Raw genomic sequence first — 20501 nt, 5'->3', positions numbered from 1 at the left:
TCGCGGAGTCCGTACAGACACCTGCGCTTGTGGACCTTGGAGAACCCTTTGAGGCTCAGACCTGGAGCACGTACGTCCATCGCGCTGACGGCCGCCCTGCTGGCGGTCGGCGGCCTGACCCAGACCGGACCGGCCTGGGCCGCGCCACCCGTTTCGACGAGTACGACCGCCACCGGCACCCAGGACACGGCGGGCACGGCCCAGGACTCCGCGGCCACGGGAACCGGGGATCCGAAGCCGCCGCGGCAGGACCAGTCCGCCGAGGTGCTCTCCCCGGACAGCGTTCTGCCGAAGACCTGGAAGACCTCCGCCGACCGCGCGGTCACGGTGGCCGGCGACGGATCCGGCCTGCACCTGCTCGCCGCCGCGAGCCGTGACGCCTACCAGTGGCGGACGGTCGCCACGCTCTCCGAACCCGGCTTCGGCACCGACCTGTGGATCGGCAACGCCTGCGTGACCGGCTCAGGGAAACGCGCGGTGGTCGTCTACGCGCCCCGCGCCTTCACCAACGACCCGCAACTGATGGAACGCGGCGGCTTCGCGGCCGTCGTCGACCTGACCAGCGGCAAGGTGACCAAACTCGCGGACACGGTGACACTGGCGTACTTCGACCCGGGATGCGGCGCGGGGGAGACCGCCGTCCTCACCCAGGTCGGCGACGACAGGACCGACCGGACCCGGCTGCTGACCGTCGACACCGTCACCGGCAAGGTCACCCACCGGCAGACCGAGAGCGCCCAGGTCACCTCCGCGGTGCCGACCGGGGACACCATCGTCGGCGCGGCGGCCGACCGCCTGATCCGCTTCGACCGGACGAACCGCGCCACCGAACTCGCCCGCACCTCGGGACCCGCCTTCGACCTCCGCGTCGACAGCGCCGGTGGCGTCAACTTCCTTGACCAGCAGGGCGACAAGGCCCGCGCCCGCCGTACCGCGGACGGGAGGACCACCACGTACGCCCAGGGCCCGTCGGGCAAGGTGGGCCTGCGCTCCGGCACCGCCGGCCGGGTCTTCCTCACCGGCACGGCGAAAGCGACCGCGTCCCTGCCCACCGCCGTGCGGCAGTTGAAGGTCGGGGCGGACGCGACCGTCTCCTCCACCGGCGCGCTCGCCGTCGACCAGGCGGTGGCCCAGAGCCTGCGCAGCCATGTCAGCCAGCCGTTGGCGGCCACCGCGTGGAACACCCCCGCGCCGGTCCAGCTGACGACCGAGGTGCCGTCGACCGGCAAGAAGATCTCCTTCACCGTCGGCGCGGCGGCCACCGGCCCCAAGGCCACGGGGAAGAAGACCTCGCCGGCGCTGACGACTTCGGGTGCCGCGAGCACCAAGTCCTCGTCGACATCGGTCGGTTCGGGTGCCGGGTCCGGCGCCGCGACCGCGAAGGCCACCGAACTCTCCGCCGCCGCGGCGACCGTCGCCGGTGATCCGAACTCCACCGTCGACAACGACCGCACCTGCTCGCAGCCCCGCAACGACCCGGCCCAGCAGGCCTACCAGCCGACCCCCAACCAGGTCGAGTGGGCCGTCGACATGGCCGTCCGTGGTGACCTGACCAGCACCTACGTCCGCCAGGGCGGCTGGCGCACGGCCGACGGACTCGGCACGGTGAACCCGCAGGGCATGTTCCCGCTGCCCGGCCTGACCGGCAGCACCGGACGCATTCCGGCCCAGGTGCTCCTCGGTGTGCTCGCCCAGGAGTCCAACCTCTGGCAGGCCGAGGGCGGCGCCCTGCCCGGTCAGACCAGCTCCACCCTCGCGAGCACCAACGGCTTCTACGGCCACCCGAGCACCCCGGCCACCCCCGAGGACCACTGGCTGATCGACTGGTCCAAGACCGACTGCGGCTACGGCATCGGCCAGCAGACCGACGGCATGAAGACCGGCTCCGTGGACGAACTGCCGGCCGCCCAGCAGAAGGCCATCGCGCTCGACTACACCTCCAACATCGCCGTCGCCGCGCGGACGCTCGAGACGAAGTGGAACGAGCTGCACGACACCGGCATCACCCCCGGCGGCATCAAGCTCAACACGGACGACCCCGCGGGCGTGGAGAACTGGTTCGCCGCCCTGTGGGACTACAACTCCGGCCTCAACTACTACGTTCCGGCCACCCCGTCCGCCAACTGGGGCCTGGGCTGGCTGAACAACCCCTCCAACCCGATCTACCCGCCGGACCGGCACGCCTTCCTCGACGCGAACACCTACGCCGACGCGGGCCACCCGCAGGACTGGCCCTACGAGGAGAAGGTGCTGGGCTGGGGCGCCTGGCCCATCGACACCGGCCGCGCCTACGCCGACAGCGGCGCCGTCAACAACAGCAACACCGCCGGCTACTCGGCCGCCTGGTGGAGCAGCGACGCCGACCGCTCCAGCGTCAAGCCGGGACTCGACACCTTCTGCTCCCCGCTCGTGAACGACTGCGACCCGGCGAACCCGCCGCGCTGCGAGGTCGACCACCTGGGCGAGACCTGCGACCCGCCGCACTGGTACCACGCCAACCAGACCACCTGGAAAGTCGGTTGCCCCACAAGCTGCGGCCACGAGTACCTGACCTACCAGACCCTCAAGGTCGAACTGGGCAACGGCAACAACGGCACCGGGCACATGTGCGACAACTCGCCGCCGTCCGGGTCCGTGGTCGTGGACGACGTACCGACGTCCATCCCCACCATGACCGACGGCTGCGCCAAGTCGGGCTGGAGCAACGGGGGTTCCTTCTCCTTCAGCGCCTTCGACGCCGATGCGCAGAACCACTACGAGGCCAAGGGCGACCTGCACCAGATCGGCGGCGGCTTCGGCGACCACTTCTGGTACGCCCACAGCCGCAACCTCGACACCGGCGCGGACAACCAGTACAGCTACGACCTCTCGCAGCCCCCTGACGTCTCCGGACCCATGGCGGTCACCGGCACCTGGAAGCTGAGCCAGCAACTGGACGGCTGGACCCGGGTCCTGGTCCATCTGCCCGACACCGGATCGCAGACGCAGGACGCCGTCTACACCGTGCATCCGGGTGCCGGGACGGCCGAGAACCGCATCCTGAACGTGCATGCGCAGACCAACTCCTGGGTCAGCCTGGGGGTGTTCGACTTCGCCTCGTCGTCCAGCGCCTACCAGGGAGTCTCCCTCAGCAACTTCGCTCCCGACGGCACCGCGGACGAGGACGTCGCCTGGGACTCGGTGGCCTTCCAGCACCTGTCGGCGAAGCCCAAGGACTTCGTGGTGCAGATGGGCGACTCGTACTCCTCGGGCACCGGCGCCGGGTCCTACGACTACGGCACGGCCACCGGCCCGTACGCCTCCATCGCCACCCAGTCCTCTCCCGGACACACCTGGAACGCCTGCCTGCGCAGCGCCAACTCCTGGGGCCGCAAGGCGGATCTGCCCGGTACCTCGACCTCGATCGGGGCCCGCGCCGACGCCCTCGACACCACGCTCGACTACCACTCGGTGGCATGCAGCGGCGCCTACTCCTACGACATGGACACCGCCCTCGACACCAACGGCAGCGGAGGGCCCGGCACGCTCGGGCAGTACGGCGAGGTGTCCCAGCTCGACTCCGGGTTCCTCGATCCGAACACCACGCTCGTCGCGCTCACCATCACCGGCAACGACGCCAACTTCGGCGGTATCGCCGGCGCTTGCGGCGACTTCACCCAGGGGTGCCCGTCGAACTCGACGGTGCAGCAGAACCTGACCTACGCCTCCGGGAAGATCCCCCCGCTCCTGGCGGACATCCACGCCAAGGCCCCCAACGCGAAGATCATCCTGCTCGGGTACCCACAGCTCTTCGACACCGGCAGCCTCACCTGCATCAGCGTCATGACGGCGGGCGCGCAGGCCCAACTCAACCAGTGGGCCGACGACATGCAGGCCAAGGAGCAGGCCGCCGCCGACCAGGCGAAGGCGGCGGGTGTCCCGGTGACGTTCTACTCACCCGACGACGAGTTCAGCGGCTACCGCATGTGCGACTCCCCGTCGGGCATCAACGACCTGGTGGCCGGACCCGCGTCCGACAACCCGGCCGACTTCTCCTGCCCGGGCAGCCCGATCTGCCCCGGGATGGAGAGCTACCATCCCACCTCGACGGGCACGACCCGCTACGCCCTGGCGTTCCAGAACGCCATGACAGCGGCCAAGTACTGACCCGGGTGCCGGCCCGCGGAGTGGTGACCTCCACACCTCGCGGGCCGGCACGCCGGCCCGACTCCCACCCCACCGGTCCGCTCCGGCCCGACTCCCACCCGGCCGGTCCGCTCCGGCCCGACTCCCACCCCGCCGATCCGCTCCGGCCCTCATCCCGCCGCTCCGCATCGGCACGGAGAACCCCATGAACCCCGGTGCTGTTCTTCCGCCCCGGCGCACGGCCTACCGGACCGTGGCCGTCTGCGGCACCCTCGTCCTGGCGATCGCCGTCATCGCGTTCGTCTGGGTCCTGGTGTCCTGGCCGCACTCCCCGCCCGCCGGCACCACGACCAGCACCCAGGCGCGCGAGCGCATGAAGCAGGACGCCTGGCGCTACGCCGACACCCTCGCCGTGGCCCGCCGCACCGCCCCCCTCACCCCGACGACCCTGCCCACGCCGGGCAACCTGTCCGTGGGCACGCCGACGGTCACCACCCGGCACGGCACCACGGTCGTGACGTTCTCCACGCACGCGTCCTACGGCAGCCCGGACGCCCGCACGCCGGTGACAGCCTGCTACCGGGCCACGCTGACCTCGGCGAGCAAGGCTCCGGCGGTCACGGAAGTGGCCGGTGCCACCTGCCGCGCTCAACCCGTTCCGACGAGCACCTACCCTTGAGGAATGACCAGCAGCAGCGACCGGAGCCCGGCAGTGGACGAGCGTTCATCCAAAACGTATGAAGTGCGCACTTATGGGTGCCAGATGAACGTCCATGACTCCGAGCGATTGTCCGGGCTCCTGGAGGACGCCGGTTACGTCCGCGCCCCCGAGGGATCGGACGGGGACGCCGATGTGGTCGTCTTCAACACCTGCGCCGTGCGGGAGAACGCCGACAACCGGCTCTACGGCAACCTCGGCCGCCTCGCGCCGCGGAAGGTCTCGCGGCCCGGGATGCAGATCGCGGTCGGCGGCTGCCTGGCGCAGAAGGACCGCGACACCATCGTGAAGCGGGCCCCCTGGGTGGACGTCGTCTTCGGCACGCACAACATCGGCAAGCTGCCGGTCCTGCTGGAACGCGCGCGCGTGCAGGAGGAGGCGCAGGTCGAGATCGCCGAGTCCCTGGAGGCGTTCCCCTCGACGCTGCCGACCCGGCGCGAGAGCGTGTACGCGGCGTGGGTGTCGATCTCCGTCGGCTGCAACAACACGTGCACGTTCTGCATCGTCCCGGCCCTGCGCGGCAAGGAGAAGGACCGCCGCACCGGCGACATCCTCGCCGAGATCGAGGCCCTGGTCGACGAGGGCGTCTCCGAGATCACCCTGCTCGGACAGAACGTCAACGCGTACGGCTCCGACATCGGCGACCGCGAGGCCTTCAGCAAGCTGCTGCGGGCCTGCGGGAAGATCGACGGCCTGGAGCGCGTCCGCTTCACGTCTCCCCACCCGCGTGACTTCACCGACGACGTCATCGCCGCCATGGCCGAGACGCCGAACGTGATGCCGCAGCTGCACATGCCGATGCAGTCCGGCTCGGACACGGTCCTGAAGGCGATGCGCCGCTCGTACCGCCAGGAGCGCTACCTGGGGATCATCGAGAAGGTCCGCGCCTCGATCCCGCACGCGGCGATCACCACCGACATCATCGTGGGCTTCCCCGGCGAGACCGAGGAGGACTTCGAGCAGACCCTGCACGCGGTCCGCGAGGCGCGGTTCGCGCAGGCGTTCACCTTCCAGTACTCCAAGCGGCCCGGCACCCCCGCCGCCACCATGGAGAACCAGGTCCCCAAGGAGGTCGTCCAGGCGCGCTACGAGCGTCTCGTCGCCCTTCAGGAGGAGATCTCCTGGGACGAGAACAAGAAGCAGGTCGGCCGCACCCTGGAGCTGATGGTCGCCGAGGGCGAGGGCCGCAAGGACGGCGCCACCCACCGTCTCTCCGGCCGCGCCCCCGACAACCGCCTCGTCCACTTCACCAAGCCGGACGCCGACGTCCGGCCCGGCGACGTCGTCACGGTCGAGATCACCTACGCCGCCCCGCACCACCTCCTCGCCGAGGGCCCCACCCTCGACGTGCGCCGCACGCGCGCGGGCGACGCATGGGAGAAGCGCAACGCCGAGGAGTCCGCGAAGCCGACGGGCGTCATGCTGGGCCTGCCGAAGATCGGCGCCCCCGAGCCCCTGCCGGTGGCCACGGGGAGCGGCTGCGGCTGCGACTGACCTCACGGTCGTCGGCATGACGGCCACCGATGTCACCGCGTCACCGATGTCACTGAGGTCACCAAGGTGCTCGTCAGTCACCGACGTGCTCGTTGAGGACTGACGCCCGCCCGCCCCGCGGGGTTACGCTGCCGATCATGCTTGTAGCCGCCGCAGTCTGCCCCTGCCCGCCGCTCCTGGTGCCCGAGGTCGCCGCCGGTGCCGCCTCCGAACTGGACGTCGCGCGGGCCGCGTGCACGGACGCGCTCGGGGTGCTGGCCGCCGCCCGGCCCGACCGGCTCGTGGTCCTCGGTCCCGCCGAGCAGAGCGGGCGCGGTACGCATCCCGCGGGCACGCCGGGGTCCTTCCGGGGATTCGGCGTCGAGGTCGACGTACGGCTGGGCGAGCGGGGGCCGGATCTCCCGTCCGAGCGACGGTTGCCGCCCTCTCTCGCCGTCGCCGCGTGGCTGTTGGAGCGGACCGGGTGGTCCGATGCCCCGATCGAGGGACTCGGGGTGGGGGAACCTCTCGCCGCCGAGCGGTGTATCCAAGTCGGAAGGGACCTCGCGACCCGTGCCGAGCGGGTGGCGTTGCTGGTGATGGGCGACGCCAGCGCCTGCCGCACGCTCAAGGCGCCCGGTTACTTCGACGAGCGGGCGGCGCCGTTCGACGCGGAGGTCGCACGGGCGCTGGGCACGGCGGACGTGGCGGCCGTCAAGGCACTGGACAGCGAGCTGGCGTACGAACTGAAGGCCTCGGGCCGCGCCCCCTGGCAGGTCCTCGCGGGCGCGGCGGAAGACGCGGAACTGACCGGCACACTGCTGTACGAGGACGCCCCGTACGGGGTGGGGTACGTGGTCGCGACCTGGTCTTGAGACGGGCCGTCGACGCGGGCCTCGCGGGTCCTGGGACGGGTCTAGGGGGCGGGTCCAGGGGCGGGCTGATCGGGGGCCGGCCACGGCGGTACCGGGCACGGCGGTTCCGGTCACGGCAGCTCCGCGGCGGCAGCTCCGAGACGGAGGGCGGGTTTACGGGTGGGCTGTCCGGGAGTCGGCTACGACGGTCTCGGTCACGGCAGCTCCGAGACGGAGGGCGGGTCTGGGGGCGGGCTGTCCGAGGGCCGGCCACGGCGGTTCCGGGCACGGCAGCTCCGCAGCGGCAGCTCCAGACGTGGCAATTCCGACAGGGCAGCTTCGGACACGGCAGCTCCGGACACGGCGGACGGCCGGGAGGCCCTTGGCCCCGCGGCCGTCCGTCGATGTGTCGTGCCGGTCAGGTGGTCGGCGGGGGCGGAGTCTCCGGCGGCGGTGTCGTGCCGCCGCTCGGTGTCGTGCCCGCCGGGTCGTCCTTGTGGGCGAGCCGGTCCATGGCGCCCTTGGCCTTGCCCGTCCCCGTCTGGATCCGGTCGCTGTACTTGCCCTTGGTCTTCTCGTCGACGGCCTTCGCGGCCTTGTCGATACCGGTCGAGATCTTGCCCCCGTGCTGCTGCGCGAGGTCCGAGACCTTGTCCTTGGCCGGAGAGAGCTTGGCCTTCAAATTGTCCAGGAGACCCATGGTCCACCTTCCGTGTGTCCCGGCCCCGTACGCCTGCCGGGTACCCCGTCGGCGCACGCGTATACCGGGCGGCTACGTGCGGGCGCCCTCGCCGGCCTCACTGTCGGCCGTCGCCTCGGCGGACTGCTGCTTGGGGATCTCGACGCCCTCGCCGGAGCCGGCCTCGGAGCCCGCCTGCTCGGCCGGGGTCTCCGCCTGCGCCGCCGTCGGCTCGACCTCGGCCGCACCCGCGTCCTCGGACGGGACCTCGGACGCCTCGGCCGACCCCTTCGCCGCTGCCGCCTGCTCCGCCGCCGACTCCGAGCACGCCGTCAGCGCGCCGTCCTGAGCCTCGGCGGTCGACGCCTCCTCCGTGGCCTTCGACCTCCGGAGAAGTCGTGCGAAAACACCCATATCCACTCCATACGTTACTCGTGCGGGCGAAATCCCGCGTCGTCCGGTGCGCCCGTTCGCGTCACCCGCCCCGCCGCCTCCTGCGAACCGGCGGCGAGGACCTCGACCGGGCAACGACCCCGTCCCGTCACCGTCACGTAACTCGTTCGAGGAGTGGTCGCCGGGTTTGCGAGACTGGTCCGGTGAGCACCGCACCCCCCGCCCCCCGAGTCATCGCCGTCGTCGGACCCACCGCGGCGGGAAAGTCCGATCTGGGCGTCTTCCTCGCCCGGCAACTCGGGGGCGAGGTCGTCAACGCCGACTCCATGCAGCTCTACCGGGGGATGGACATCGGCACCGCCAAGCTGACGCCCGAGGAACGCGACGGCGTCCCGCACCACCTCCTGGACATCTGGGACGTCACCGTCACGGCCTCCGTCGCCGAGTACCAGCGGCTCGCCCGCGAGCGGATCGACGCCCTGCTCGCCGAGGGCCGCTGGCCGATCCTCGTCGGCGGCTCGGGCCTGTACGTCCGCGGGGCCGTCGACAACCTGGAGTTCCCCGGCACCGACCCCGAGGTGCGGGCCCGCCTCGAGGAGGAGCTCACCCTGCGCGGCTCGGGCGCGCTGCACGCCCGCCTCGCCGCCGCCGACCCCGAGGCCGCGCACGCGATCCTGCCCAGCAACGGCCGCCGTATCGTCCGCGCACTCGAAGTGATCGAGATCACCGGCCGGCCCTTCACCGCCAACCTCCCCGGCCACGACTCGGTCTACGACACCGTCCAGATCGGCGTCGACGTGGCCCGCCCCGAACTCGACGAGCGCATCGCCCGCCGCGTCGACCGGATGTGGGACGCGGGGCTCGTGGCGGAGGTCCGCGCGCTGGAGGCGCAGGGCCTGCGTGAGGGGCGTACGGCCTCGCGCGCGCTGGGCTACCAGCAGGTCCTGGCCGCGCTCACGGGAGAGTGCACCCTCGACGAGGCGCGCACCGAGACCGTCCGTGCCACCAAGCGCTTCGCGCGCCGTCAGGATTCATGGTTCAGGCGCGATCCACGGGTGCACTGGTTGAGTGGGGCCGCGGCGGATCTCACAGAACTTCCGCACCTCGCACTGGCGTTGGTCGAACGACCGGTCACAGCCTGATCACGTCATGGCATCGGGACGCTCCGGCCGTCATCGCGGCCTCCGGTGCCGTGCCATCATCGAGCTTCGATCGACCTAGTTCCTAAGTTGGGAGGGCGCGTGGCGATGGAGGCCGGCCCTCGCGACACCGCGCACGGCACCGAGCCCCTGACCGCTGAGAACAGCGGGCCGGAGCTGGAACTGGACGAGGACCGTCTGAGCCCCGACGGGCCCGACGACACCCAGGGCGGAGTGACCGCGGACGGTCCCGAGCCCGAGGAGATGTTCGCGAGCGGCCCCGAGGTCGAGGTCGAACTGCGCCCGCAGCGCCGACTGCGCATCTGGCAGCTCGCCCCCATCGTCGCCCTGGCCGCGGTCGGCTCCCTGATGTTCGCCTTCCCGCTCGCCTTCGACTTCGGCGACAGCGGCGCCGTGATCGCCATGCTGGGCCTGCTGATCTGCTCCTGCGCGGCCGGCTGGGGCATGATGGCCGCCCGCCGCGTCGGCTACACGGGGCCCGGCCTCCCGCAGCGCGGTTCCGGCTCCCGGCCGGACTGGCGGGTCGTGCTGGCGTACGTCGTGATCGTGGCCGCGGTGGTCGTGCTGGCGGTATGGCGCGTGGCGCGGCTCCGCTGAAGGGCCTTTCGGGCTTTTGAGGGGCGCGGGGCTGTGTCGATGTGAGGCACCGCGGCGCGGGCGCGACCAGCCCCCGCCGGCCCGCGGTCGAAACGCGACACCCTTTACGATCGAAGAATGAGCACCCGCGCGCGGATCCCCTTCCTCAAGGGCCACGGCACCGAGAACGACTTCGTCATCGTCCCGGACCCCGACAACACCCTCGACCTGCCGGCGGCGACCGTCGCCGCCCTGTGCGACCGCCGTGCGGGCATCGGCGGTGACGGGCTGCTGCACGTGGTCCGGTCCGCCGCGCACCCCGAGGCTCGGGAGATGGCGGCCGAGGCGGAGTGGTTCATGGACTACCGCAACGGCGACGGCTCGATCGCGGAGATGTGCGGCAACGGCGTACGGGTCTTCGCGCGCTACCTCCTGCGTGCCGGACACATCGGCGAGGGCGACCTCGCGGTGGCCACGCGCGGGGGCGTGAAGGCCGTGCACATCGCCAAGGACGGTGACGTCACCGTCGGCATGGGCCGGGCGCGCCTGCCCGAGGGGGACGTCACGGTGAGCGTCGGCGAGCGCAGCTGGCCCGCGCGGAACGTGAACATGGGCAACCCGCACGCGGTGGCCTTCGTCGACGACCTCGCGCACGCGGGCGACCTGTACTCCCCGCCGCCGTTCAGCCCGGCCGCCGCCTACCCGGACGGGGTCAACGTGGAGTTCGTCGTCGACCGCGGCCCCGGCCACGTGGCGCTGCGCGTGCACGAGCGCGGGGCCGGCGAGACACGTTCGTGCGGCACGGGCGCGTGCGCGGTCGCCGTGGCCGCCGCGCGCAGGGACGGCGCCGATCCCGCCGTCACCGGCGCCCCGGCGACGTACACCGTGGATGTGCCCGGCGGGACGCTGGTGATCACCGAACGGACCGACGGCGAGATCGAGATGACCGGCCCGGCGGTGATCGTCGCCGAAGGCGAGATCGATGCCGAGTGGCTGGAAAAGGCCGCCAGTTGAGCTGTGCGGCGGCTTGGCATCCGAGGCGCACACGCGTGCGTGGTGCATGAGTTGTCACCCGGGGAGCGGTCGTGGGTTCGAAAGCACGGCCGACCGCTTTCCGTGTGGCGCGAAACCGTAAACCTACAAACCTTCGCTCGAATGGGTGATCCGTTTCACGCTCGACGAGAGGCGGTCAGTCGCACGTGGTGGGCTCGGTAGCATCAAGCACCGGCCCGGACGGGGAGTGTTGCCGCTCCCTGAGCCGTGTCCGCCCTGGGGCACCCCGTCCGCCGGTCCACGCAGCCGGAGGTGCCCATGAGTGCGGAGGCCACGAACCCCGCGACCCCAGGTCCGATGACCGGGTCCGCGGCTCGCTGGCGGGCGCGGATCGATCTGCGCCGGCTGGGCCGGGCGGCCCTGCTCGGCCCCACGGCCCGTGACCGGCTGCCCGACGCCATCGGCCATGTCGCCGAGGCCCACCGCGCCCACTACTCCGACGCCGACCTCGAACCCCTGCGCCGCGCCTACGTGTTGGCCGAGTCCTCACACCGCGGCCAGATGCGCAAGAGCGGCGAGCCGTACATCACGCACCCCCTCGCCGTGACCCTGATCCTGGCCGAACTCGGCGCCGAGACCACGACCTTGACGGCCTCTCTGCTCCACGACACCGTCGAGGACACCGACGTGACGCTGGACCAGGTAGGCGAGGAGTTCGGCGCCGAGGTCCGCTATCTCGTCGACGGCGTGACGAAGTTGGAGAAGGTCGACTACGGCGCCGCCGCCGAGCCGGAGACCTTCCGCAAGATGCTCGTCGCCGCCGGCAGTGACGTACGCGTGATGTCGATCAAACTCGCCGACCGGCTGCACAACATGCGCACCCTCGGCGTGATGCGCCCCGAGAAGCAGGCGCGCATCGCCAAGGTGACCCGCGACGTCCTCATCCCGCTCGCCGAACGGCTCGGTGTCCAGGCGCTCAAGACCGAGCTGGAGGACCTGGTCTTCCAGATCATCCATCCCGAGGAGTACGAGCACACACGGGAGTTGATCGTCGACAACGCCTCCCGCGCGGACGATCCGCTGGCCGAGATGGCCGAGGAGATGCGCGTGGTGCTGCGCGACGCCGACATCCCGGCCGAAGTCCTCATCCGGCCACGGCACTTCGTCTCCGTCCACCGCGTCGCCCGCAAACGCGGCGAGCTGCGCGGCGCCGACTTCGGGCGGCTGCTCGTGCTCGTGAACGAGGACGCGGACTGTTACGCGGTCCTGGGCGAGCTGCACACCTGTATGACGCCCGTCGTCTCGGAGTTCAAGGACTTCATCGCCGTACCGAAGTTCAACCTGTACCAGTCGCTGCACACCGCGGTGGCCCGCGGGGACGGCCAGGTCGTCGAAGTCCTCATCCGCACACCCCAGATGCACAAGGTCGCCGAGGCCGGCGTCGTCGCGCTCGGCAACCCGTACGCCCCCGCGCCCGAGGACCCCGCCGACGGCGAGCGCGTCGACCCCACCCGGCCCGGCTGGCTCTCCCGTCTCCTCGACTGGCAGGAGGCGGCGCCCGACCCCGACACCTTCTGGTCGACCCTGCGTGAGGACCTCGCCCAGGACCGCGAGATCACCGTCTACCGCCCCGACGGCGGCACCCTGGGCCTGCCCGACGGCGCCACGTGCGTCGACGCCGCCTACGCGCAGTACGGCGAGGACGCGCACGCGTGCATCGGCGCCCGCGTCAACGGCCGCCTGGCGACGCTCAGCACGGCCCTGCGCGACGGGGACACCGTCCAGCTCCTCATGGGCCAGGACCCCGCCTCCGAGCCCTCCAGGGAGTGGCTGGAGCACGCGCACACGCCCGCCGCCCGGATCGCCATCCAGCGCTGGATCACCACCCACCCCTCGCAGGACGCCGCCGAGGAGGCCGAGGGCCCCGCCGTCACGCAGCGGCCTACTGCCGAGGCGCCGACCACCCGGCCCGCCACCGATCACGTCACCGTCGACCAGCCCGGCGCGACCGTGCGCCTGGCCGGCTGCTGCACGCCCGTGCCGCCCGACGACGTGACCGGCTTCGCCGTGCGCGGGGGCGTGGTGACCGTGCACCGCGTGGAGTGCGCCGGGGTGGCGCGGATGAAGACCGCGGGGCGCCCGGAGGTCGGCGTGCGCTGGGGCGACACCGCCGAGTGCCGGGTCACCCTGGTCGCCGAATCGTTCGTCCGGCCCCACCTCCTGGCCGACCTCACCGAGGCCATGGCCCTCGAAGGTGCGGAGATCGTCTCCGCGACGGTCGAACCCCCGACACAGCAGCAGGTGCGCCACACGTACACCGTCCAACTCCCGGACGCGGCCCACCTTCCGGCCCTGATGCGGGCTATGCGGAACGTGCCCGGGGTGTACGACGTGAGCAGGGCGCAGACGGCGGGGCTGTGAAGGACGGGGCTCCGAAAGACGGGGCTCGGAAGGCCGGACACTGGAGGCGAGCTCGCCTCCGCAGCGGCCCCTCGGCCTCCTCGACGGTGTCCTGCGAGGGGCGTGCGCGGTAGCTGACGCGCCGGTGTGTCACGCCATGCACCCCCGCCCGACCTACCCGTTCGGGTGGGCCGAACGCGCGCCGTCGCCGCAGCGCACGCGCGCGCTGGTAGGTCGTGGTGCATGCTGCTCACCCCCCGCGTCCGGGCGGCCCGCCCCCAGGCCGCCGCCCCGCACACCGCAGGCCCCCGCACGAGGAGCCCCCGCCGCCTGAAGGCGACCGCGCTGCTCGCCTCCGCCGTCTCCGTCTGCCTCCTCGCCGCGAGCGCCCCGGCGGCCCCGCTGGGCGTCGGCGACCGCCTCTTCCCGTACCTCGGCAACCCCGGGTACGACGTGGCGTCGTACGACCTCTCCTTCACCTATCCGGGCTCCAACAGCAAGCCCCTCCAGGCGGTCACGACGATCGACGCCTGGACGACGACCGACCTGGACCGCCTCAACCTCGACTTCGCGCACGGCAAGGTCGAGTCGGTCGAGGTCGACGGCGAGCCGGCGTCGTACACCAAGGCAGGTGACGACCTTGTGGTCACGCCGCGGGAGCCGCTGACCGAGGGGAGCTGGACGCGGATCACCGTGCGGCACACCAGCGACCCCGTGCCCGCCGACGGGCAGGACGGCGGCTGGGTGCGCACCAAGGACGGGCTCGCGATGGCCAACCAGGCCGATGCCGCGCACCTGGTGTTCCCGTGCAACGACCACCCCTCCGACAAGGCGATGTTCACCATCAGGGTCACCGCCCCGAACGGCTACACCGCCGTGGCCAACGGTCTCCCCGCGGGCGTGGACCGCGTCGGCAGGGCGACCACCTGGACGTACCGCACCCAGCACCCCATGGCCACCGAGCTCGCCCAGGTCTCCATCGGCCGCTCCAGCGTGGTGCACCGCGACGGACCCAACGGGCTGCCGGTGCGCGATGTCGTGCCCACCAAGGACCGCGCGGCCCTCGAACCGTGGCTCGCCAAGACGCCCGACCAGATCGCCTGGATGGAGAGCAAGGTCGGCCCGTACCCCTTCGAGACGTACGGCGTGCTCATGGCAGAGGCCACCACGGGCTTCGAGTTGGAAACTCAAACCCTCTCCCTCTTTGAGAAGGACCTCTTCACCGAGCCCGCCTACCCGAAGTGGTACGTCGAGTCGATCATGGTCCACGAGCTGTCCCACCAGTGGTTCGGCGACAGCGTCAGCCCGCGCGCGTGGTCCGACCTGTGGCTCAACGAGGGACACGCCACGTGGTACGAGGCGCTGTACGCGCAGGAGAAGGCGGGCCGGTCGATGGAGGCGCGGATGAAGGCCGCGTACGGCGCCTCGGACCGCTGGCGCGCCGCCGGGGGACCGCCCGCCCGGCCCAAGGCGCCCCAGCCCGGCCAGAAGATCAGCATCTTCCGTCCCAACGTCTACGACGGCGCCGCGCTCGCCCTCTACGCCCTGCGCGAGGAGATCGGCCGCTCCGACTTCGAGCGCCTGGAACGCACCTGGGTCGAACTCCACCGCGACGGCACCGCGACGACCGCCGACTTCGAACAGCTCGCCGCCGAGATCTCCGGCCGCGACCTCGGTGACTTCTTCAAGGGCTGGCTGTACGGCGAGAAGACCCCGCCGATGCCCGGTCACCCGGACTGGAAGGCCGTCGAGCCGGTGAAGAAGGCCGGGAAATAGGCGGCTGAGGCCGGAAAAGAAGGCGCTGGGGCCGGGAAATAAGTCGGTGACGAGACGAGGCGTCCCGTGCGACCATCGTTCGGTCGGCGCGGGACGGGACACGGGAATCTCCCGGGGTACTCGGACGTTGAGACTGATGAGCGCCGTATCGCACTCCCCATCTACGTAAGGATCCAATGACCTCCTCTTCTTCCCCTTCCCAGGACGCCAAGCGCTTCGCGCACGACAACCCAGACGGTCTTCGGGCCGATGCCCTGATGGAAGAGGACGTCGCCTGGAGCCACGAGATCGACGGAGACCGGGACGGCGAACAGTTCGACCGCTCCGAGCGCGCGGCCCTGCGCCGTGTGGTCGGCCTCTCCACCGAGCTCGAGGACGTCACCGAGGTCGAGTACCGCCAGCTCCGGCTGGAGCGGGTCGTCCTCGTCGGCGTGTGGACTACGGGCACCGCACAGGACGCGGAGAACTCCCTCGCGGAGCTCGCCGCCCTCGCGGAGACCGCCGGCGCACTCGTGCTCGACGGCGTCGTCCAGCGTCGCGACAAGCCCGACGCGGCCACCTACATCGGCTCCGGCAAGGCGACCGAGCTCAGGGACATCGTCCTGGAGACCGGCGCCGACACCGTGATCTGCGACGGTGAGCTCAGTCCGGGCCAGCTCATCCATCTCGAAGACGTCGTCAAGGTCAAGGTCATCGACCGTACGGCCCTGATCCTCGACATCTTCGCCCAGCACGCCAAGTCCCGAGAGGGCAAGGCTCAGGTCGCGCTCGCGCAGATGCAGTACATGCTGCCGAGGCTGCGCGGCTGGGGCCAGTCGCTGTCCCGGCAGATGGGCGGCGGCTCGGGCGGCGGCCTCGCCACCCGTGGTCCCGGTGAGACCAAGATCGAGACGGACCGGCGACGGATCCGCGAGAAGATGGCGAAGATGCGCCGGGAGATCGCGGAGATGAAGACCGGCCGCGACATCAAGCGCCAGGAGCGCAAGCGCCACCGGGTGCCGTCGGTCGCCATCGCGGGCTACACCAACGCCGGCAAGTCGTCCCTGCTCAACCGCCTCACGGGCGCGGGCGTCCTGGTCGAGAACTCCCTGTTCGCGACCCTGGACCCGACCGTCCGCAGGGCGGAGACCCCGAGCGGCCGGCTGTACACGCTGGCCGACACCGTCGGATTCGTCCGGCACCTGCCGCACCACCTGGTCGAGGCGTTCCGCTCCACCATGGAGGAGGTCGGCGAGTCCGACCTGATCCTGCACGTGGTGGACGGCTCGCACCCCAACCCGGAGGAGCAGCTGGCCGCCGTGCGTGAGGTGGTCCGGGACGTCGGCGCCACCAAGGTGCCCGAGATCGTCGTGATCAACAAGGCGGACGCGGCCGACCCGTTGACGCTCCAGCGGCTGATGCGGATCGAGAAGCGTTCCATCGCGGTCTCGGCCCGTACCGGCCAGGGCATCACGGAGCTGCTCGCGCTCATCGACAACGAGCTGCCGAGGCCATCCGTCGAGATCGAGGCGCTCGTGCCGTACACCCACGGCAAGCTGGTCGCCCGCGCGCACGACGAGGGCGAGGTGATCTCCGAGGAGCACACCCCGGAGGGCACGTTGCTCAAGGTGCGGGTGCATGAGGAACTGGCGGCGGAGCTTACGCCGTACGTTCCGGCGCCGCTGATCTGAGTGTCGTAGGACGTCTGTCGCGACTGGGCGTCCGTGGCGCCTGGGACGCCGGCAGGTTGGGTGTCCGTGGCGCCTGGGACGTCCGTCCCGTTGAACGGCCCGAAGGCCCGCCCCCGATCGAACAGGGGCGGGCCTTCGGCATTGCCTGCGGTGTCGGTTTCTCCGGCTCCTCCGGCCTCACCGACCGCCGTACGTCCGGCTCATGTTCTCGTAGAGCGACTCGGCCGTCGGTCCCAACTGCGGGCCGGCCAGCCAGGTGTTGTCGGACGGGCCGATCGACGTGTTGGAGACCAGCTCGGTCTCGCCGTCCACCACCCGGAACCAGCCGCCGCCGGACGAGCCACCGGTCATGGTGCAGCCGATGCGATACATCGTCGGCAGGGACGGTTCCAGCGAGAACCGACCTGGCCGGTCGAGGCACTTGAACATCTGCAGACCGTCGTACGGCGGCGCCGCCGGGTATCCCCAGGCGCCCATCTCGGGGACCTGGGGCGCGGACGGCGCCGAGAAGTCGACGTCTAGCGCCGCACCGACCGTCTCCTCAAGGGACTTGGTGCCCTGCTCGGGCTTCACATGCAGCACGGCGAAGTCGTACGCCGCACCCGCGCCGCCCGACTCCGAGCCGCCCTGGATCCACTGGCCGGAGGTCGACGCCCAGTCCGCCCACCAGTTGCCGTACGGGGCGATCTCGGCGGCGTTCGCGTTGCTGAGCTGCGAGGCCGACTCGCCGAGGTCGTTGTAGGCCGGGACGAAGGCGATGTTGCGGTACCAGCCGCCGCCCGCGCCCGCGTGCACACAATGCCCGGCCGTCCAGACCAGGTTGGACCTGCCCGGGTGGTTCACGTCCTTGATCACCGTGCCCGAGCAGACCATCGAGCCCTCGGGGGAGTCGAAGAACACCTTGCCGACCGGGGCCGCGTTCTCGTGGTACGGCGTCTTCTCGGCCGTGGCCTCGACGGGCGCCGGCACCGGGTCACTGACGCCCTGATCGGCGGCTGCGTCCTTGGTCGACACCGTCTTGTTCGCCTCGTGGGCGGACTTCATCCGCTCGGGCTTCCAGAGGTCGTCGATCACCGGGTTGACGAAGTCCTTGGCGGCGCTGAGCCACTTGTCCTTGTCCCAGTCCTTCCAGCCGCCCTTGGCCCACTCGTCGACATCGATCCCGTGCTCCTTGAGCCTGCTCGCTATGTCGGCCGGGATGTGCGGCTTGCCGTCGCCGGTGCCGGACGACTGCGAGGCGGTGGCCGGCTTGTCGCCGACGCTGTCGTTGTCCGAGCCGTTGCACGCGGTCGCGGCGAGGGCGAGCGAGGTGAGGAGGCCGGTGGCTGCAAGTGCGGTGCGCCGGCGGCGACCCGGCCCAGTGAGTGTGCGGGTGGAAGGCATGGTGCGATAACCCCCGTTGAAACGTGCGGTGTTGGTGCTCCGAGTGGTGCCGTGGCCGGTGAGTGGTGTCGCCCGGGGGATCGAGGGCGGACGGGGACGGGGTGGTGTGTGTCCTTGGGCACCCCGTCGCCCGCCGTGTCCGTCTACCGCGTCGGCTGCTCCGTCACGGTCCGCTGTCCCGTCACGGTCCGCTGCTCCGTCACTGACCGGCGAACTTCTCGCTCACCGAGTCGTACACGCCCTTCGCCACGTCGCCCAGACGCGGACCGGCCAGCCAGCCCGCGGTCACCGGACCGATCGAGGTGTTGGACACCAGCGCCGGCTTGCCGTCCGACCCCGTCGCGACCCAACCCCCGCCGGACGAACCGCCGGTCATGGTGCACCCGATCCGATACATCGTCGGGTCCGCGGTATTGATCGACAGCCGGCCCGGCTTGTCCTGGCACTGGTACAGCAGTTGGCCGTCGAACGGAGCCGCCGCCGGATAGCCGGTCGCCGTGATGCTCGCGACCTTCGGCACGGCCGGGGCGTTGAAGTTCACCGGCAGCGCCGCACCGACCGTCTCCTCAAGGGACTTGCCGTTGCTGCCCTTCTCGGGCGTCACATGAATGACGGCGTAGTCGTACGAGGCTCCGTCGCCGCCGGTCTCGCCGCCCTGCTCGATCCACTGCTGGGAGGTCTGCGCCCAGTCACCCCAGTACACGCCGTAGGGAGCGGTCTCCTCGCGGGTGGCGTTCTCCAACTCGGCGGCCGACTTGCCCTGGTCGTTGTACGACGGCACGAACGCGATGTTGCGGTACCAGCCGCCCTTCTTGCCGGCGTGCACGCAATGGCCCGCCGTCCAGACCAGGTTGGACTTGCCCGGGTGCGCCGGATCCTGCACGACCGTCGCCGAGCAGACCATCGTGCCCTCGGGGGAGTCGAAGAACACCTTGCCGGCCGTCGCCGCGTTGGCGTGGTACGTAGGCGGCACGGCCTTCGCGTCCACCGGCTCGGGCGTCGGGTCGGTCACGCCCTGGTCGCCCGAGAGGTCGCTGTCGTCGACGCCCTTGTCCGGGTCGTCGGCGTCCCGCATCCGCTCCGGGTCCCACAGGCCCTTGATGATCGGGTTGACGAAGTCGTCGGCCTCGCGCAGCCAGTCGTCCTTGTCCCAGTTCTTCCAGGCGCCGTCCTTCCACTTGTCGATGTCGATCCCGTGCTCTTTGAGCTTGTCCCTGATGTCGTCCGGGATCTTGAGCCCGCCGTCCGACGCGGCGGCCGCGGCCGAGGCCCGCCCGTCCGCCTTGGTGTCGTCGCCGGAGCCACAGGCGGTGGCGGTGAGTGCCAGCGCGGAGGCGATCGCGACGGCGGTCAGCACGGGGGAGACTCTGCGGCGCGCACTCCTCCCCGGGCGGGTGGTGAAGGACGGCCGGATGGGTCGCATGGTCTGACTCCCCCTGGGTTCAACGGATTTCGGCGGAACGGCAACACAGACTATGGGTCCGCTGTGGGTGACGTCGCACGGAACGGCAACGGTTCGGCTACAAGCGGTCTGACCTGGGTGTCGAGGGTTCTGACCTGGCCATCGAGGGGGCCGGCGCGACCCGCTTCGCCGACCCGGCGGGCCCTGCCGAGCCGGACGGTGCCGATGGGGCTACGGTGTTCACCCATGGGGACTCGTCAGCCGCTGAACGCCCTGTCCAGGCTCGCCGGCGCGACGGTCCTCGGAACCGTCGTCGGGGTGGCCGTCGGGCTGCCGACCGACCTGGATCTGGGCCTGATCGCGGGCATCGCCGCCACGGAACTCATCTTCGTCGTGACGGGCTGGGTGGTGCTGTGGCCGATGGACGCCACCGACACCCACCGCAACGCCCAACGCGAGGACTTCCGGCCCCTCGTCGAGGAACTCCTGGTCGTCGCGGTGGCCCTGGGCGGACTGGTGGCCATCGTGCTGCTGCTCGTGCGCGGCCGATCCGATCCCGGCCACGCCACGGCCACAACCGCACTGTGCGCGGTCTTCCTGGCCTGGGCAGCGCTGCACCTGATGTACGCCGCCCGCTACGCGTACGTGTACTACGAGACCGGCAAGGGGATCGACTTCAACTCCGACCAGCCGCCGGCGTACCGGGACTTCTTCTACTTCAGCTACAACCTCGGCATGACCTACCAGGTCTCCGACACCGACGTCTCCAGTCCGGAGATCCGCGCGATCGTGCTGAGGCACTCGCTGCTGTCCTACGTCTTCGGCACCAGCATCCTCGCGACCGCCATCAACCTCGTCGTGGGCCTCGTCGGCGGCTGAGCCACTGTGTCCTTTGTGTC

The 20501-nt window shown here is 71.1% G+C and carries 15 protein-coding genes; 11 read left to right on the top strand and 4 right to left on the bottom strand.

The annotated features are described in order from the left end of the window. The first annotated feature begins 48 nt into the window (after positions 1–48). The 4 genes from ACIP6U_RS25970 (at position 49) to ACIP6U_RS25955 (ending at position 7191) form a co-directional block, all read left to right on the top strand. Entirely contained in the window at positions 49–4146 is a 4098-nt protein-coding gene (locus ACIP6U_RS25970) for an SGNH/GDSL hydrolase family protein (RefSeq protein WP_401722225.1), read from the top strand. Positions 4147–4330: 184 nt separating this feature from the next. After that, positions 4331–4804, top strand: a complete 474-nt coding sequence (locus tag ACIP6U_RS25965) for a hypothetical protein (RefSeq protein ID WP_401722223.1) — start codon at positions 4331–4333, stop codon at positions 4802–4804. Between the two features lie 3 nt (positions 4805–4807). Then, positions 4808–6337 (top strand): tRNA (N6-isopentenyl adenosine(37)-C2)-methylthiotransferase MiaB, encoded by a 1530-nt coding sequence (gene miaB / locus ACIP6U_RS25960; protein WP_401722221.1) that lies wholly within the window; start codon positions 4808–4810, stop codon positions 6335–6337. Between the two features lie 137 nt (positions 6338–6474). After that, on the top strand, positions 6475–7191 hold the full coding sequence (locus ACIP6U_RS25955; protein WP_401722218.1) for a class III extradiol dioxygenase subunit B-like domain-containing protein: 717 nt from the start codon (positions 6475–6477) through the stop codon (positions 7189–7191). Positions 7192–7588: 397 nt separating this feature from the next. Here the strand turns inward: ACIP6U_RS25955 and ACIP6U_RS25950 are convergent, their stop codons facing one another. Beyond that, positions 7589–7870: an antitoxin gene (locus ACIP6U_RS25950; RefSeq protein WP_401722215.1), complete on the bottom strand. Its 282-nt coding sequence runs from the start codon at positions 7868–7870 to the stop codon at positions 7589–7591. A 72-nt stretch (positions 7871–7942) separates the two neighbouring features. Beyond that, a complete protein-coding gene (locus tag ACIP6U_RS25945) occupies positions 7943–8263 on the bottom strand; it encodes a hypothetical protein (protein WP_401722212.1) in 321 nt (106 codons plus the stop codon). A 182-nt stretch (positions 8264–8445) separates the two neighbouring features. Between ACIP6U_RS25945 and miaA the strand changes: the two genes are divergently transcribed. The 6 genes from miaA (at position 8446) to hflX (ending at position 16817) form a co-directional block, all read left to right on the top strand. Continuing rightward, complete coding sequence (gene miaA / locus ACIP6U_RS25940) at positions 8446–9384, top strand: tRNA (adenosine(37)-N6)-dimethylallyltransferase MiaA (protein ID WP_401722209.1); 939 nt, start codon at positions 8446–8448, stop codon at positions 9382–9384. 105 nt (positions 9385–9489) lie between these two features. Next, the gene (locus ACIP6U_RS25935; protein ID WP_401722365.1) at positions 9490–9999 is read left to right on the top strand and encodes a hypothetical protein; all 510 of its coding nucleotides are present in this window, start codon (positions 9490–9492) and stop codon (positions 9997–9999) included. 117 nt (positions 10000–10116) lie between these two features. Further along, positions 10117–10992 carry a diaminopimelate epimerase gene (dapF, locus tag ACIP6U_RS25930; protein ID WP_401722207.1) on the top strand — a complete coding sequence of 292 codons (876 nt, stop codon included), beginning with the start codon at positions 10117–10119 and terminating at the stop codon, positions 10990–10992. A gap of 297 nt (positions 10993–11289) precedes the next feature. Next, positions 11290–13392: a RelA/SpoT family protein gene (locus tag ACIP6U_RS25925; protein ID WP_401722204.1), complete on the top strand. Its 2103-nt coding sequence runs from the start codon at positions 11290–11292 to the stop codon at positions 13390–13392. 222 nt (positions 13393–13614) lie between these two features. Further along, the gene (locus ACIP6U_RS25920; RefSeq protein WP_401722201.1) at positions 13615–15147 is read left to right on the top strand and encodes a M1 family metallopeptidase; all 1533 of its coding nucleotides are present in this window, start codon (positions 13615–13617) and stop codon (positions 15145–15147) included. A gap of 176 nt (positions 15148–15323) precedes the next feature. Beyond that, complete coding sequence (hflX, locus tag ACIP6U_RS25915; RefSeq protein ID WP_401722198.1) at positions 15324–16817, top strand: GTPase HflX; 1494 nt, start codon at positions 15324–15326, stop codon at positions 16815–16817. Between the two features lie 177 nt (positions 16818–16994). On the opposite strand, the gene ACIP6U_RS25910 is transcribed toward hflX, so the two are convergent. Together ACIP6U_RS25910 and ACIP6U_RS25905 are read right to left on the bottom strand one after the other, a co-directional pair. Further along, positions 16995–18200, bottom strand: coding sequence for a trypsin-like serine peptidase (locus ACIP6U_RS25910; protein ID WP_401722195.1), 1206 nt, complete (start codon positions 18198–18200; stop codon positions 16995–16997). 199 nt (positions 18201–18399) lie between these two features. Next, entirely contained in the window at positions 18400–19623 is a 1224-nt protein-coding gene (locus ACIP6U_RS25905; protein ID WP_401722193.1) for a trypsin-like serine peptidase, read from the bottom strand. Positions 19624–19848: 225 nt separating this feature from the next. Between ACIP6U_RS25905 and ACIP6U_RS25900 the strand changes: the two genes are divergently transcribed. After that, positions 19849–20481: a DUF1345 domain-containing protein gene (locus ACIP6U_RS25900; RefSeq protein WP_401722190.1), complete on the top strand. Its 633-nt coding sequence runs from the start codon at positions 19849–19851 to the stop codon at positions 20479–20481. Positions 20482–20501 lie beyond the last annotated feature (20 nt).

Origin of the sequence: Streptomyces sp. NPDC088794, from assembly GCF_044750545.1 — a bacterium.
In the GTDB taxonomy this organism is placed as follows: domain Bacteria; phylum Actinomycetota; class Actinomycetes; order Streptomycetales; family Streptomycetaceae; genus Streptomyces.
This window is presented reverse-complemented; position numbering and strand designations above follow the sequence as displayed.